Below are 17,062 nucleotides of genomic sequence, written 5' to 3' on the forward strand. Positions count from 1 at the left end.
GTGCCAGAACTGCCAGAAGTTGAAACTATTTGCCGGGGATTGAATCAAGCAACCCTCGATCGAGAAATTTTGGACGGGGACGTGTTGCTAAACAGCACGATCGCCCGCTCAATCTCTGCGACCGATTTTTTGACGAAACTCAAAGGAAAGTCGATCGCCCGCTGGTACAGGCGGGGCAAATATCTACTGGCAGAACTATCTCAATTCCCAGAAGGAGAAAGGGAAAGGGGGAGAGAGGGAGAGGGGGAGAGAGGGAGAGGGGGAGAATTTCTTGCCCAAACTCCAAACTCTTCCCGAACGCCTTCTTTCTCCCCCTCCCTTTTGCCTTCAAAAGCCGGCTGGTTGGGCGTTCACCTGCGGATGACGGGACAACTGCTGTGGGTGAACCGATCCGAACCCCTGCAAAAACACGCGCGAGTACGGCTGTTTTTTGAGGGAAACCAAGAATTGCGGTTTGTAGACCAGCGCACCTTCGGGCAAATGTGGTACGTGCCCGCAGAAACCGAGGTTTCGGGCACAGTCATCGGTCTGAAACTCTTAGGCCCTGAACCGTTTTCAGACGAATTTACAACCGAATATTTGGCCCGCAAGCTGCACCGACGGGCGCGACCCATAAAAACAGCTTTGCTAGACCAGGCACTGATAGCTGGTTTGGGCAATATTTACGCAGACGAAACTTTGTTTTTGTCGGGAGTGATGCCCACAACTCTGTGCGCGGATTTGACCGCAGAGCAAATTGGGCGCATCCATACAGCTATTATTCAAGTTTTACAGAAGGCGATCGAATCCGGGGGCACCACTTTTAGCAATTTTCTCAACGTCCAAGGTGTCAACGGCAACTACGGCGGCGTCGCTTGGGTTTACAATCGTGCCGGTCAACCCTGCCGCACTTGCTCGGCAACCATCGAACGTATAAAATTAGCAGGGCGATCGACTCATTTTTGCCCCATTTGTCAGACATAGGAAGCAGTCAAGGGATTTTAGGCTTTAGATTTTAGATTTTAGATTTACCCCACGAATCGCACCCCTTTATTCCTTAGTCCGCGTAGGCGGACTTCGTTTGTTTAGTAGCGATTTCAATCGCCGAGTGACTTTGCAGCCAAATCTCGATTAAAATTTGTATAGTTTTTTAAACTAAACAAAGCAAGTTATGGCAATCAAAAAAGGCAGTATAGTTCGCGCTGTACGCGAAAAATTGGAAAACAGTCTAGAAGCCAAAGCCAGCGACCAGCGCTTTTCCTCGTATATATTTGAAACAAAGGGCGAAGTGATGGATGTTCGCGGCGACTATGCCTTCGTCAAATTTGGCAAAGTACCCACCCCGAATATTTGGCTGCGGGTAGACCAACTCGAAGATTTTAAGTAACTCACCAAAACTAAACTTCACTGTTCTTAATGTAGCGAAGGGTGCGCGACGCGCGCCTTTCCCCAATTAAGCTGATTGCTAAAATCTAAAATCTAAAATCTAAAATCTAACATCTAAAATCAAATGAATTCTCCATCAACCCGCGTATCAATTATCGGTGCAGGCAAAGTCGGCAGTACGTTAGCCCAGCGAATTGCCGAGAAAAATCTGGCAGATGTAGTATTGCTAGATATTGTGGAGGGTTGGCCGCAGGGCGTTGCTTTGGATTTGATGGAAGCTAGGGGAGTCGAACACCACGATCGCCAAATTGTCGGTACAAATGATTATACAGATACGGCAAACTCAAATATCATAGTAATTGCCGCCGGAGTGCCGCGCAAACCCGGTATCAATCGGGAAGATTTAATTAAAATCAATGCTCGAATTGTCACCGAAGCCACAAAACAGGCGATCGAGCATTCTCCCCAAGCAATCTTAATCACAGTCACAAATCCCCTAGATATCATGACTTATTTAGCGTGGGAAGCGGCAGATTTGCCAAAACACCGAGTCATGGGGATGGGGGGAGTTCTCGACTCCGCCCGCTTTCAAACTTTTATTGCAATGGAATTGGGCGTTTCAAATGCTCAAGTCAATGCAACTGTCATCGGTTCTCATGGCGATTTAATGGTTCCTTTGCCCCGCTATTCTACTGTCAACGGTATTCCCATCAATCAACTTATGGATGCTGGGACGATCGATCGACTCGTACAGCGGACTCGCCACGGCGGCGTCGAAATTGTAGAATTGATGAAAACTGGTAGTGCTTATTTTGCACCCGCATCTTCTGTCTGTTTGATGGTAGAATCTATTTTATTAAATCAGTCGCGACTCTTGCCTTGCTGCGTTTATTTGCACGGCGAATACGGCGTGCAAGATATCTTTTTAGGAGTTCCCTGCCGCTTGGGATCTCAGGGAGTGGAACAAATAGTGGAACTTGAACTCAGCGATACCGAAAGAGCAGCCTTTATCAAGTCGGGCAAATTGGTTGCCCAAAATATTGAGGAAGCCAGGGCAATATTGAAAACGGCTTCTTAAGCTTGTAGCTGTTGGTTGATCGTAGCAGCAGATCGCTCGCCGCTTCAATATAGCCATCCTCGCATCATTTGTGAATTTCTTACTCCCTCCCCTTGATAAGGGGAGGGTTGGGGTGGGGTCAAAAATTTACGACTCCTGCCAGGATTGCTATATAATAATTTATACTGAGTATGACAGTGCGATCGCTCTGTCGAAAGTAGGCTTTTCGGATTTAAACCCCGCTTTGATCAATATCATTGATCGTGCTTGTTATGCTGTATTTCACAAGCCGAAAAAGGGGCAGCAAGAAACCGATCGATAAACATAAAGTTTACTCTCAAAAACTTGCTGAAAACGCAAAAAAGGGCAAAAGTATTTGAACTTGGTCTGCGCGACAATACCATCAGAGTTTCTCTAGAAATTCAAGCCAAAAACTGCCATCCTTTCTTTACTACTAAACCAACAGCAGAAGCAGTCGGTTTTGGCTGATATCTCACTCGCGATCGGATTGCCCAACACGCTGGCACTTGAAAGGTAGGAAGTGAAATGCGAGTTTATACAGATTTTATCATTACTTCGCCCAAACTTTAATCCTCGCGATCGCCATTTCTATCGATCGAGCTGGAAATACCTTTACTTTCGCCAAAAATGTGATACCCTAAACATTTGTATTATCTAAAATTTTTACACTTCTCAAAAATCGCAAAAATCCGGCAAAAAGTCTCGGCGCGTGCGAACCTATCCCGAACGCGCGTGCGCGCCCGTTGCGGTAGGGAATTGCCCTTGAGTTGAGCCAATTTAACCATAGCCTGCAACTACATCAACTGTTTGACAGAAAACTAACCTCGCATTCGGTTAATTTTAATCAGTTTAAAAAATCCCATCCCTCCCATGAAATAAGGAGAAGGCAAGGAAAAATATCTAAAATTTAGGCTGACCCTAAAGATTGTAAAAAATCTAATTTCGGAGAGATAAATCGAGCATTACTTAAAACTCTAGAAAAGGGTATCGCCTAAATTTAAACAAATTTTAATAGAGCCGATTCCAACAGGATAGTCGAGCGCCAAACCAAGGAAACCATAGATCGAGTTTGCGGTAATAATAAAAAGGTGACAATTGCAACCGAAGGCGAGCCAAAAAAATGTCAAAATTAGTCAGAGACGCTCCTCCCGATCGCGCAACGGAACCGGGTTTCTTCTTCCCACTTTCCGAGATTACCTGACATGATTACGTTAATAAACCCGGTTTATGTGTAAGTTTTGTTAGCATTATTCTCAATAATTGAAAACTAATGATATCAAATCCGGTAGCATCGGAATTATTCCTCTCTGTATTCTCTCCCTCTGCGTTCTCTGCGCCCTCTGCGGTTAAATCATTCCGATACAACCGGAAACGATATGAAGTAGCCAATTATGCCAATTTTTCAGTAAATATACGGGAGCTAAGATGGTCGATTGACCTCCAAATCTCGAAAAAATACGGAAATGCAGCGTGAGTAGCTGCTAAGTGCTAGCAGAAGGAGGAGAATATGTTCTTTGCCTTTTTGAGTTACCAGGCTCAACTTGCAGAGCGCTATTGAGATGCCATCGGGAGCATCTCACCTTTGCAGCCCTCCGCTAGAAATTGGAGTTTTGAGGCAGGAGGCAGAAGGAAAGAGGCAGAAGGAAAGAGGCAGAAGGAAGGAGCCAGAAGAAGTATTTTTACAAATATGAGATGCTCCCGATGCCATAAACCTCGATAACAAACCGCAAAATAACTAAAGAAAAAGCATTATGTTTCATGAATACCTGTATCACGAAGTCTGCAACCTGCGCGAGAAACTAGCTCACCTAGAAAGACAAACGCAGTCTCAAACCTGGTTCAAAAAGCTGCAAGCGCTGATGGGAGTTATTAGCAAAATTCGTGAATCCCTAGACTTAGAAACAATATTCAAAATCACAGCCACCGAAGTTCGGCAACTCCTAAATGCCGATCGAGTCGCCATCTATCGCTTCTTTCCCGAATCCGAATTGAACGAGGGCGAAGTAGTGTCCGAAGACGTACTGCCCCAATACAGCCCATCTTTGGGAGCCAAAATCCGCGACTACTGCTTCGGCGAACAATTTGCAGCCAAATACACCAAAGGATACGTTCAAGCAGTCACGGACATCTACAAAGCCCGGTTGAGCCCTTGTCACCTCAAAATCCTCAAGCGGTTTCAAATCCGAGCCAACTTAGTCGTACCGCTGCGGCAAGGGAAACATTTGTGGGGATTGCTGTGCATTCACTCCTGCGGTCAACCCCGCCAGTGGCAAGAAGACGAAATCGAATTTGCCAGACAAGTAGGCGACCATTTAGCAGTTGCCATCTACCAAGCCGAACTGCACTTGCAAACCCAGAGGCAAATAGCAGAAATCGAATCCGCCCAGCAGAAACTCCGCGACAGCGAGCAAAAATATCACCAAATTCTCGATTCGATCGCCGATATGGTATTAGTCAAAGGCCCCCAATCGAAAATCGTCTGGGCTAATCAAGCATTCCGCGATTATTACGGCATGACTCAAGAGGAACTTCAAGACATCGTAGACGCACCTTTCGCCGATCCCGACAATACTCTCCAGTACGTCAGAGATGACGGCTTCGTATTTGACACCGGACAAACTCTGCAAATTTCTGAAGAACCGGTGACGCGGCACGACTCAGAAGTGCGGCTGTTCAGCACCGTCAAAACACCCATCCGCAACGCAGACGGCCAAATCGTCATGACTGTCGGCGTCTCCCGCGACATGACGGAACGCAAAGAAGCAGAAGAAGCCGTTAAAGCCAGCGAAACAAAATACCGCAGCCTGGTAGAAACCTCCCAAGACATGATTTGGTCGGTCGATGCTTCAGGGCGCTACACCTTCGTCAACCCAGCAGTTAAGTACATCTACGGTTACGAACCCGAAGAAATGATCCGTAGGCCGTTCTCCGACTTTGTGACACCAGAACAAAGCCAGAAAGATTTAGAAGTTTTCGCCCGCCTGTTGACCGGAGAATCAATTTTCCAGTACGAAACCACCCAAATCGCCAAAGACGGCAGCATGAAACATTTGATGTTTAACGCCATTGCCCTCTACGACGAAACCGGAAACTGCCTCGGCACGACCGGTACAGCCACCGACATTACCGATCGCAAGCGAGCAGAAGCAGCCTTACAACACGCCAACGCAGAACTAGAGCGCAGAGTAGAAGCACGCACGGCAGAACTACGACAGACTTTTGCCGCCCTCAGTGCCAGCGAAACCAAGTTTCGGACGATCGCAGCCACCATGCCCGGAGCTCTGTTCCAGTTTTGCAACCGTGACGGAGTTTGGCGCATTGACTACATGAGCGATCGCATCTTCGATATCAGCGGCGTCACAGCAGCAGAAATGATGCGAGACATGAATACATTCATTTCCCGCGTCCACCCTGAAGACTTGGAAAGCTACATCGCCTCCGTCTGCGAAGCCGTAGAAAACCTTTCCCTGTGGCACTACGAAGGGCGGTTAGTCAAGCCCGACGGTGAAATTCGCTGGTGGCAGGGCGACTCCATGCCCACCCGCAGCGAGAACGGCGAAATCGTATTTTGTGGCGTATTGTTCGACATTACCGATCGCAAAGTTGCCGAAACAGCCATCCGCGAGAGCCAGCGGCAGCTCAAAGAAGCCCAGAGACTCGCCCACGTCGGCAATTGGGAACTCGACGCAGCCACTGGAACCATCACTTGGTCGGAAGAACTTTTCCGCATCTTCGGGCTCGAACCGGCCGAAAGCGCGCCCAACCTAGCCCAACAGGTCGCTCTGATCCATCCAGAAGATTTGGAATTGTGGCAGACTCAAGTGCAGCGGGGACTCGAAGCGGGCATCCCCTTCGATTTTGACTTGCGCCTTTACCGTCCCGACGGCACGCTGCGGCATCTCAACGCTTTGGGTCGTGCCGAAACCGATGCCAGTGGCAAGGTGGTAAAAATGTTCGGTACGGCGATCGACATTACCGATCGCAAAGCCGCCGAAGCAGCCCTGCGGCAAGCAGCAGTCGAGTTGGAAGACAGAGTGAGCGATCGCACGGCCGAACTGTCCGAAGCAGTCACGCAATTAGAACAAGAAATTGGCGATCGAAAACTTGCAGAAGCAGCGCTGCAAGTTTCCGAGCAAAACCTGCGGACAATCTTTAACAATGTCTACGATGCTATCTTCATTCACGATTTAGAAGGAAACATTCTAGATGTCAATAATCGAATGTTAGAAATGTACGGAGTGAGCCAGGAACAAGCAACAAAATTATCATTTAAAAACGACTATTCAAGCCCAGACAATCCCATTGAACAAATGGAAGAACTTTGGGAAAGAGTATTAGCCGGCGAAACAGGTCGCGTGGAATGGAAAGCGAGGCGTCCCAACGACGGTTCAACTTTTGATGCAGAAGTGGCCCTGTCCAGAATTCATCTCAACGGCAATCTCAGCATCATTGCCAACGTCCGAGATATTAGCGATCGCAAACAGGCAGAAGCAGAACTGCAACACGCTCAACAGTTTATGGAGTCAGTGCTCAAAACCATACCCGTCGCAGTATTTGGCAAAGAAGCAAAAGAGTTGCGATTTGTACTCTGGAACCCAGTCGCCGAAGAGGTAATGGGTTTCCCCGCGGCTGAAGTTATGGGCAAAAACGATTACGACTTTTTCCCCAGAGAACAAGCCGACTTTTTCACCACCAAAGACCGGGAAGTGCTCGCCAGCGGGCAAATTTTAGACATTCCCGAAGAACTGATTCAAACAAGAGAAGGCGAGAATCGCATATTTCATACCAAGAAAACCGCAATTCTCGATCGAGAAGGCAATCCCCAATATTTATTAGCAGTTACCGAAGACATTACTGAGCGCAAGCAGGGAGAAATTGCTTTGAAGCGATCGGAAGCCCGACTCAGACAGCAGGCCGATCGAGAAAAATTGCTCAACAACCTCACTACTCAAATCCGCAATTCCCTCGACTTCGACAGTATCGTTACAGTTGCAGTTAAAGAAATTCGCGCTTTCATGCAGATCGATCGTTGCAATTTTGCCTGGTATCGCGACGACGGAGAGGAGCCTTTCTGGGAAATTATTAAAGAATCTCGCCTTCGGGAACTTCCCGATTTAACAGGTAGCTATCAAGCTTCCGACTTCGGTCCTGTGGGAGAAAAAGTATTGCAGATGGAAATGCTGCGGGTGGATGATGTCGAAACAGTCGCAGATCCTGTTTGGAAACAAATCGTTCGATCGATGGGCTACCAATCTGTATTAATCATTCCCATGCAGGCACTTTCTGGGGTAATAAGTGCAGTTAGCTGCTGCTCCTGCTGTTCTGTACGACCCTGGAGCGACAGCGAAGTAGAATTGTTGCAATCGATTACAGTTCAATTGGCGATCGCTCTCAACCAAGCCGATCTTTACGCCCAAACTCGCAATAAAGCTCTCGAATTAGAACAAACATTACAGAAATTAACCAGCACTCAATCACAGTTAATTCAAAATGAAAAAATGTCAAGTCTCGGTCAACTTGTGGCAGGAGTAGCCCACGAAATCAACAACCCAGTTAACTTTATTTACGGCAACCTCACCCACGCCAACGACTATACCCAAGACTTGCTACACCTGATCGAACTTTACCAAAATCACTATCCCGATCCAGTCCCGGAAATTCAAGAAGAAGTAGACCATATTGAACTAGACTTTCTGATGGAAGACTTGCCAAAGTTGCTTTCTTCAATGAAAGTCGGTGCAGACAGAATTCAACAAATTGTTGCTTCTCTCCGCACATTTTCCCGCATGGACGAAGCGGAAAAGAAAGCAGTCAACATCCACGACGGCATAGATAGCACCCTGATGATTTTGCAGCATCGGCTCAAAGCTAAACACAATCATCCAGAAATTGAGGTGATTAAAGAATACGCTCAACTGCCCTTAGTAGAATGTTATGCCGGACAATTAAATCAAGTATTTATGAACATCTTGAGCAATGCTTTGGATGCTTTGGAAGAACGGGATCTGCGCCGTTCTGCTGAGGAAATGCGGCAAAAGCCCAGCAACATCCGCATCCGCACTGAACTATCGCCAGCCGGCAAAGTAATCATTCGGATTGCTGACAACGGGCCGGGAATACCGGAGACTGTCGGCACTCGGCTTTTTGACCCGTTTTTTACCACTAAACCTGTGGGTAAAGGCACCGGGATGGGCTTGTCAATTAGCTATCAAATTGTTACAGACAGACACAACGGGTCGCTGAAATGCACTTCTTCGCCGGGCCAGGGTACAGAATTGGCGATCGAGATTCCCCTCAAAGCTAATTGTTAATAGGGAATTGGTAAGTTGTAATTGGCAATTGGCAATTGCGAAAGCGTTACTGTGCGTCATTCGATTTTAGATTTTAGATTTTAGATTTTGGATTGACTTGCGCGAGATAAATGCGGGGGCTTGAGGATTTTCGATTTTCGATGTTGGATTGATTCCACGGATAAACCACGTGGCGGGTACCATCAAGAAATTCGTGGTCAGTTTGGTAATTTTCAACCATATCAAATCCGGTAGCATCGTCCTGATATAGCAACCGCCAAGACGGTTAGGACGTTGTTAATGGCTGAAACGATTGATTTTATTGCTTCTTCCTGCTTCCTTCTGCTATAAAACCCAGTCATATCAAATCCGGTAGCATCGGAATTATTCCTCTCTGTATTCGGGAGCATCTCATATTTGTAAAAATACTTCTTCTGGCTCCTTCCTTCTTCTGGCTCCTTCCTTCTTCTTCTTTCCTTCTGCCTCTTTCCTTCTGCCTCTTTCCTTCTGCCTCCTGCCTCCTGCCTCCTGCCTCAAAACTCCAATTTCTAGCGGAGGGCTGCAAAGGTGAGATGCTCCCCTGTATTCTCTCCCTCTGCGTTCTCTGCGCCCTCTGCGGTTAAATCATTCCGATGCAACCGGAAACGATATCAATACTCAACAATCACGGACGGTACAACCGGAATTGAACCCATTCATCTGCGTGAATCTGTGTTTATCTGCCATCATCTGCGGTTTAAAAAAGAGAATGTATTAACCGCCGATGACAAGGGATTCACGCAGATTCACGCAGATGAATAATTCCGATGCTAACAGATTTGATATCATCACCGAAAATCTAATTTTGATGCAAAATTTATTCTCTGGTGCATCAGTTTTGAGATTAGGAGTTTGTAGCAAAAATGTCTTCAGGATGTGACGCACTATTTACCAATCTCTACCTCAATCAGTCCCTAATTTCTATATTACCGAGATTTATCAGGATTTCTGTCACTGCAGAACTATCCAAAGGTTTAGAAAACCAATATCCCTGAGCTAATTCGCAGTCTAGTTCTCGAAGCTGTGCTAACTGTTCGGCTGTCTCTACACCTTCGGCGATCGCATTTAATCCCAAATTGTGAGCCAAAGTTACGATCGCCCGCACAATCTGCAAAGGCTGACCCCCGTCGTCACCGTTTTCGACAGCCCCCAAGCGGCTCACAAAAGATCGATCGATCTTCAGTGTATCCAGCGGAAAACGGTGCAAGTAACTTAAAGACGAATAGCCAGTACCGAAATCGTCGATCGACAATCGAATATTTCTACCTTTTAATTCGGCTAGCACAATATTGGCTTTCTTGACATTTTCCACGATCGCGCTTTCAGTAATCTCCAATTTTAAACAGCTCGGATTGCAGCCCGTTTCTGCTAATATTTCATCTATTTCATCGATTAAATTCGGGAAACCTAACTGTTTAGGAGAAAGATTGACGCTCATTGTTAATTGCGAAGGAGCAATAATTGGTAATTTAAAATTTGGAATTGATACCTGGGAAGTTGTACTTAACGTAGCCGAACTATTGGTAATTGGGAATTGGGAATTGGTAATAGATGAGTGGAAATCGCTAATCGGGAATTGGTAACTGGGAATTGGTAATTTTTTACTGATTCTTTCTTCCCTGTGACCAATACTGGGGCTACGCTCAGTAAAAGTTCCGTGTTCCTCATTCCCTGTACCTGTTACATCAGTTAAATCCCCTACATTGCCCGTTGCCCTCTTCCTTCTTGTTACCCTGAGCGAAGTCGCAGCGCCTTCTTGCTTCTTGTTACCCTGAGCGACTTGCCCTGAGTGCAGCCGAAGGGAGTCGAAGGGCCTGGTTCCGACTTCCATTGGACTTCTTCCCTGTTCCTCGGTTAACATTTCTTGCCAAATCCGCAATTGCTGACAAGCTTCCCGCAACACCCAGGCTCCCAGAGGCACGATCAAACCTGTTTCTTCAGCTACAGGGATAAAAGTAGACGGCGGAACTAAACCCCGAACTGGGTGGTGCCAGCGCACCAAGGCCTCAAAACCTTCGAGCGCACCGCTGGCGAGCGAAACAATCGGTTGGTAGTGCACCATAAAGTGCGAACATTGATCCTTGCTCTCTCCTAATTCCTCCTTGCCCAAAATAGCCAACCGCAGGTCAGTTTCTAACTGCAACAGCGACATTGTTTGGTCGTGCATCGCCAAATTAAACACTTCGTGGCGGGCCTTACCCAAAGCTTTAGCGCGGTACATAGCGATGTCAGCATCGCGTAGGAATTCTTCCGGGTGAGTGTACGAATTCGATTCGCCACTGTCGGTGGCTTCGCCTCGACTGAAAACAATGCCAATGCTAGCGGTGGTAAATACTTCGTGTCCTTCGAGATGAAACGGCTTCGTCAGTTCTGTTTGTATCTTTTTAGCTGCGAGGGTGGCGTCGCTGAGGCTCTGAATGTGGTCTAGCAGGATGGTGAATTCGTCTCCCCCCAGCCGGGCGACGGTATCAGAAACCCGGACGCAGGTTTGCAGTCGCTGCGCCAGGGCGATTAGCAGTTTGTCTCCTAAAACGTGTCCTAAAGAATCATTAACTACTTTGAAGCGGTCTAAATCTAGGAAAAGTAAACCAAATTTGTAATCGGGGGACTGATTGGATCGGCGGATGGCTTGTCCTAGCCTGTCTAGGAACAAAACGCGGTTGGGCAAACCTGTCAGCGCATCGTGAAAAGCGCCGTGCAGCAGTTCCCGTTCTACTCGCTTGCGCTCGGTGACATCTCGGATAATAATCTGGGCGGCGGTCAAGCCTTGATAAGTAGCGGGGATGCCGGCCATTTCAACGTCTATTATTTGTCCGTCAAGCCGCATCAGTTTTTGTTCGGCAAGGTCGAGCGGCTGATTTTCTGTCTCGACTAGCCGGATGCGCTCTCTGGCTGTTTCCACATAGTTTGGATGGACGAAATGCAATACGGGAAAGCCGATGAGCGCTTCGGGAGAACTCGCACCGAGGAGTTTCGCGCCGGCAGCATTGATGTAGGCGATTTTCCCTTGACTGTGAACGGCGATCGCTTCGGGAGATAGTTCTACTAAACGGCGATAGCGTTCTTCACTTTCTTTGAGAGATACTATCAACTCGCAGCGTTCTTTTTCAGCCTCCTGGCGTTCGACTTCCATTTGGTGAACCGCCAGAATTTTGCCAATACTTTGAGCCATCAATTCTATAATTTCTATTTCCTCATACTTGAATTTTCTTTTCTTTATTTCGGGCGAACTAAAACTCAACGTGCCGTAAGTTTTATTGTTGACAAATATCGGCGTTCCGATGTAAGATTCCGACTTGCAGCTCTGATAAGCAGGATGTTCGCGCATCTCAATATCTGCTCCTATATGAGAATACGCAACAGTTTTATTAAGTTTAATTACTGCCGCGCAGTAAGTATCGCTGAGGTTCAATTCTAAGCCTCGCACGAAGTATTGTAAATCTGTTTTAGCTGCTCGGACAATAAAAGTCTCGTTGTCAACTTCAGCCATGATGCCCATAGAAAGTCCGAACATCAAACAGCCTGCTGTTAGATAATCGTCAACCAGTTCTTCAAAGTTTTGATAATGATAAGTTGTAATCCGGTGCAAGTGTTTGAGATTAGCGCTAAAAGCTGCTAAAGCTTGAGAATTTAAAAATAATTCTTCTTCCGATCGCTGGCGGTCGGTAATGTCTGTTTGTACTCCAATAAAGTGGGTTAAGTGTCGCCGCGAGTTGTAAACCGGAGCGATCGACAGTTCGTGCCAAAAAGGCGTGCCGTCTTTCCGAAAGTTGCGTAATATAACTTGAGATTCTCTGCCTTCTTCAATCGCAATTTGCAATTGTTGGGCAGCGGGGCCGTCAGTGTCTGTGCCCTGCAAAAATCGGCAATTTTTGCCCATTAACTCGTCTCTGCTATAACCAGTAATCCGCTCAAAACTCGGATTGACATAAATAATCGGATTATCTGCAACAGTCGCGTCGGTGATTGCAATGCCGTTGCTGCAACTTTCGATCGCCCGTTCCATCATTTGCAAACGCTCTTGCGATCGAATCCGCTCGATCGCCGCAGCTAACACGTTGGCGATCGCTTCTACAAAATAAACGTCATCTTGACTGAAAACCCGCCCTTGGCAGGTATGAACCCCCAAAATGCCCCAGGCCTGCGAGGAGGAACTGTTGGCTGGTTCTGCTTGTCCCCAGTTCCTCCCCAGTCCCCGATTGCCGGGAATAATGACAGTGACGCCGCTGACAGCCCGGTGGTTGTGCAGCAGCGGCAACTCGCTAAAGCGCGTTTCCACCCGCAAATCTTCGACGATTGTCGGTTCGCCCACTAGCAATGTGTAACCTGCTTGCGATCGGGCAGAAGCGGCAACAGTAGCGCTGCCGACGAGACCTGGCTGCCAGCCAACCCCCGCTCGCAGCATAAAAGCATGACCAGAGGGCAACAGTTCTAACACCTGGCAATAATCAACGTCCAGGGTTTGAGCAATTAAAACCGCAGCTTTGTCCATCAGTGCGGACAAATCTGTTTCGGCCAGGGCCTGCTGCCCCAAGTAAGCGACAGCCGCTTGCTGGCGGGCCCGCGAGTGGATTGACGTGAGCAATTCCTGCTCCTTGGCGGCCGCTCGCTTCCGATCCGTAATGTCGCTGAACACCGACAGAACAGCTTTCCCCGACACCAATGTCAGATACCGCATCGATACACTTGCCCAAAACAGCGTGCCGTCAGCTTTTTTAAGCCGGATTTCTGTCTCGCGGACCAGTCCGTTGCGGGCGAGCCGTAACAGCAATTCCTGGCGCTCTGCAGGTTTGTGGTAGAGCGTTTCGGCTTTTTGGCGGTCGATCGACTTGAATCCTGTGAACCCGAAAGCCTGACGACATAAATCGTTACTATAAAGAATTGTGCCGTCCGCCAGACTGCTGACGATCAGGGGTATTGGCATCGAGTTGGCGATCGTCAGCAGTAATTCTTTGGTTACTTGCAGCTCTTTGTACAAATCGGGCTTGGAGGCCCAGCCGTGAAAGTCTTCAGAGTTTTCAGGGATAAAACTTTCCATTGTTTAATCGATCCATTAGCAGACAACTTTTTTAAACTTGTGGTCAATCAATACTGCGGACGGTTTTAATTAGCATTCGTAGAATATAAAGTTTCAAGTCGATTCGCCAATCGAGCTACCAACGGAAAATCAAGGGTTTCAAACTACGAACTAAAAACAGTCCAGACTATTGGTAAATGACGATTTCAGATGCAGAGGAGGATCTACAGTAGCCCACAACACATTAATCTTAACCAGAACTATGCAACTGAACGCCCCTAAACTGATCGGCTGAAGTTGGATCCGCTGCTTTCCCGTCAAAGACCACATCTGTCTTTGGTATGACAATCTACTGTTTTTAAAGTTGCGTTAAGTTTTGATGTATGGCGAGGTACTTTACCCAATGTGCAGCGGAAGCTCCTAATCTAAAAAGTAAAGTCACCTACTTGCCAACCACCGAATACTATCCGAGGAGAGAGGAGAAATGCTTGAATCTTACCGCCGTACCGCGGCCGAACGGGCCCATGAGGGAATTCCACCCCTGCCGCTAGATGCCCAGCAAACGTCGGAACTGTGTGAACTGCTGAAAAATCCGCCGGCACAAGAAGAAGAAACCTTAATAGAATTATTGCGCGATCGTGTCCCCCCAGGCGTAGACAGCGCCGCCTACGTCAAAGCTGGTTTTCTAACTGGCATTGCTAAAGGCGAAATCCACAGCCCCCTAATTGCTCCCAAATGGGCAGTTTACCTGCTGGGGACAATGATGGGCGGTTACAACGTCCAATCTTTAATCGATTTGCTCGACCCCACTGCCGAAATCGCCATTCCCGCCACCGCCGCCCGGGCACTGAGCAAAACGTTGTTAGTATTCGACGCTTTCCACGATATTCTGACTTTATCCGATACCAATCCCTACGCCAAGCAGGTAGTCGATTCTTGGGCGGATGCCGAGTGGTTTACGGGTCGTCCTGTGTTGCCAGAAGCGATTACCGTTACAGTCTTCAAAGTTCCTGGAGAAACCAATACTGACGACTTGTCGCCAGCACCTCATGCTACCACGCGGCCGGACATTCCCCTACACGCTTTGGCGATGCTCGAAAGTAAGATGCCTGGGGCTTTGCAAACCATTGCAGACTTGAAGCAAAAAGGTTATCCCGTAGCTTATGTTGGTGATGTTGTCGGTACCGGTTCGTCGCGGAAATCGGCGATTAATTCCGTGCTCTGGCATATTGGCAATGATATTCCGTTTGTGCCGAACAAGCGCAGTGGCGGTTATATTTTAGGAAGTGCGATCGCCCCGATATTCTTCAATACCGCTGAAGATTCCGGCGCATTGCCGATCGAATGTGATGTCTCCCAAATGGAAACAGGAATGGTAATTACCATCCATCCCTACAAAGGCGAAATCACCAACGAAGCCGGAGAAATCATCTCCACCTTCACCCTCAAACCCGACACAATTCTAGACGAAGTTCGCGCCGGTGGCCGAATTCCGCTATTAATTGGACGAACTTTAACCGACAAAACCCGCGCAGCTTTAGGACTAAAACCAAGCACTATTTTTACCCGCCCTACAATCCCAGTAGATACGGGCAAAGGCTTCACTTTAGCACAAAAAATGGTAGGCAAAGCTTGCGGTTTGTCCGGCGTTCGTCCCGGTACATCTTGCGAACCAGTCATGACAACAGTCGGCTCGCAAGATACCACTGGGCCCATGACTCGGGACGAATTGAAAGAACTTGCTTGTTTGGGATTTAGCGCCGATTTGGTGATTCAAAGTTTCTGCCACACCGCCGCTTATCCAAAACCAGTTGATGTCAAAACTCACCACGAATTGCCCGATTTCATGGCAGAGCGCGCCGGTATAGCTTTGCGCCCCGGAGACGGCATTATTCACTCTTGGCTGAACCGGATGTTATTGCCAGATACAGTGGGAACTGGCGGCGATTCTCACACTCGTTTTCCTTTGGGAATTTCCTTTCCTGCGGGTTCGGGATTGGTGGCATTTGCTGCGGCATTGGGCGTCATGCCTTTGGATATGCCGGAATCAGTTTTAGTGCGGTTTAAAGGTGAATTGCAGCCCGGAGTAACGCTGCGGGATGTTGTGAATGCAATTCCCTATGTGGCCATTCAAAAAGGTTTGCTAACCGTCGAGAAACAGAACAAGAAAAACATCTTTTCTGGACGGATTATGGAGATTGAAGGTTTGCCCGATTTGAAGGTCGAGCAGGCTTTTGAATTGACCGATGCGACGGCCGAGCGTTCTTGCGCTGGATGCACGATTAAATTGAGCGTGGAGACTGTTTCCGAGTACATTCGTTCCAATGTCGCCCTGCTGAAAAACATGGTGGCCCGGGGCTATCAAGATGCGCGGACGATGATGCGCCGGGTGGCGAAGATGGAGGAATGGCTGGTCAATCCGGTGCTGATGGAGGCGGATGCTGATGCGGAGTACGTTGAAATCATCGAAATCGATCTGAACGAGATTAAAGAGCCAATTGTGGCTGCTCCCAATGACCCGGATAATGTTAAGTTGTTGAGTGAGGTTGCGGGCGATCGGGTTGACGAAGTATTTGTCGGTTCCTGCATGACAAATATCGGTCACTACCGCGCCACAGCGAAGGTGTTGGAAGGTGCAGGGGAAGTGAAAACTCGCCTGTGGATTTGTCCGCCCACTCGCATGGACGAACAGCAACTCAAAGAAGAAGGTTATTACAGCATTTTTGGAGCTGCTGGAGCTCGTACAGAAATGCCAGGATGCAGTCTTTGTATGGGCAATCAAGCGCGGGTTAAAGATGCGACAACGGTGTTTTCAACTTCTACTCGCAACTTTAACAACCGCATGGGCAAAGATGCTCAAGTTTATCTCGGTTCGGCGGAATTGGCTGCCGTTTGTTCGCTGTTAGGTCGCATTCCCACAGTCCAAGAATACAATGACATTGTGTCGAAGAGAATCGATCCTTTTGCTGGGGATTTGTATCGGTATTTGAATTTCGATCAAATTGCTGGTTTTGAGGATGAAGGCAGAGTGGTTGCTTTGGAAGATATGCCTCGCATTGAGGATATTTTGGGGATTCCCGATGGTGTGTTGAGCAAGTAATTTCGTCGCAACTCAGCGAACTGCTTATCTTGAAACGCAGATGAACGCAGGTGAACGCAGATGAATTTTATCTGCGTTCATCTGTGTTAATCCGCTGACATCTGCGGTTACAACAAATCCCAGAATCTCCATGAATCATCCCCCGTTTTTTGTTTAAAATATAAGTAGAGGCG

General features: G+C 47.7%; 9 protein-coding genes. 7 read left to right on the forward strand and 2 right to left on the reverse strand.

Annotated features, from left to right (window positions below; translation table 11 throughout):
* The 6 genes from QUA16_RS03985 (at position 1) to QUA16_RS04010 (ending at position 8,754) form a co-directional block, all read left to right on the forward strand.
* On the forward strand, positions 1-963 hold the full coding sequence (locus QUA16_RS03985) for a DNA-formamidopyrimidine glycosylase (RefSeq protein ID WP_333105021.1): 963 nt from the start codon (positions 1-3) through the stop codon (positions 961-963).
* Between the two features lie 187 nt (positions 964-1,150).
* A complete protein-coding gene (locus tag QUA16_RS03990) occupies positions 1,151-1,366 on the forward strand; it encodes an NAD(P)H-quinone oxidoreductase subunit O (protein ID WP_015178120.1) in 216 nt (71 codons plus the stop codon).
* 123 nt (positions 1,367-1,489) lie between these two features.
* A complete protein-coding gene (gene mdh / locus QUA16_RS03995) occupies positions 1,490-2,443 on the forward strand; it encodes a malate dehydrogenase (RefSeq protein ID WP_333105019.1) in 954 nt (317 codons plus the stop codon).
* A 324-nt stretch (positions 2,444-2,767) separates the two neighbouring features.
* Entirely contained in the window at positions 2,768-2,911 is a 144-nt protein-coding gene (locus QUA16_RS04000) for a hypothetical protein (protein ID WP_333105018.1), read from the forward strand.
* Between the two features lie 1,091 nt (positions 2,912-4,002).
* Positions 4,003-4,134, forward strand: a complete 132-nt coding sequence (locus tag QUA16_RS04005; protein WP_333105017.1) for a hypothetical protein — start codon at positions 4,003-4,005, stop codon at positions 4,132-4,134.
* A gap of 60 nt (positions 4,135-4,194) precedes the next feature.
* Positions 4,195-8,754 carry a PAS domain S-box protein gene (locus tag QUA16_RS04010; protein WP_333105016.1) on the forward strand — a complete coding sequence of 1,520 codons (4,560 nt, stop codon included), beginning with the start codon at positions 4,195-4,197 and terminating at the stop codon, positions 8,752-8,754.
* A gap of 390 nt (positions 8,755-9,144) precedes the next feature.
* Here QUA16_RS04010 and QUA16_RS04015 read toward each other — a convergent pair whose 3' ends face one another.
* Both QUA16_RS04015 and QUA16_RS04020 read right to left on the reverse strand, forming a co-directional pair.
* The gene (locus tag QUA16_RS04015) at positions 9,145-9,270 is read right to left on the reverse strand and encodes a hypothetical protein (protein ID WP_333102285.1); all 126 of its coding nucleotides are present in this window, start codon (positions 9,268-9,270) and stop codon (positions 9,145-9,147) included.
* 409 nt (positions 9,271-9,679) lie between these two features.
* Entirely contained in the window at positions 9,680-13,810 is a 4,131-nt protein-coding gene (locus QUA16_RS04020) for an EAL domain-containing protein (RefSeq protein WP_333104594.1), read from the reverse strand.
* A 463-nt stretch (positions 13,811-14,273) separates the two neighbouring features.
* On the opposite strand from QUA16_RS04020, the gene acnB reads away from it, so the two are divergent.
* Entirely contained in the window at positions 14,274-16,889 is a 2,616-nt protein-coding gene (gene acnB, locus QUA16_RS04025) for a bifunctional aconitate hydratase 2/2-methylisocitrate dehydratase (protein WP_333104593.1), read from the forward strand.
* Positions 16,890-17,062: the final 173 nt, after the last annotated feature.

The organism is Microcoleus sp. S13_C3 (assembly GCF_036700905.1).
In the GTDB taxonomy this organism is placed as follows: Bacteria; Cyanobacteriota; Cyanobacteriia; order Cyanobacteriales; family Microcoleaceae; genus Microcoleus.

Bases quoted from the DNA above. Each gene is read 5' to 3' on its own strand.
- QUA16_RS03990 (WP_015178120.1), top strand. From the start codon at position 1,151: ATGGCAATCAAAAAAGGCAGTATAGTTCGCGCTGTACGCGAAAAATTG.
- mdh (WP_333105019.1), top strand. From the start codon at position 1,490: ATGAATTCTCCATCAACCCGCGTATCAATTATCGGTGCAGGCAAAGTC.
- QUA16_RS04005 (WP_333105017.1), top strand. From the start codon at position 4,003: ATGCCATCGGGAGCATCTCACCTTTGCAGCCCTCCGCTAGAAATTGGA.
- QUA16_RS04010 (WP_333105016.1), top strand. From the start codon at position 4,195: ATGTTTCATGAATACCTGTATCACGAAGTCTGCAACCTGCGCGAGAAA.
- QUA16_RS04020 (WP_333104594.1), bottom strand. From the start codon at position 13,810: ATGGAAAGTTTTATCCCTGAAAACTCTGAAGACTTTCACGGCTGGGCC.
- acnB (WP_333104593.1), top strand. From the start codon at position 14,274: ATGCTTGAATCTTACCGCCGTACCGCGGCCGAACGGGCCCATGAGGGA.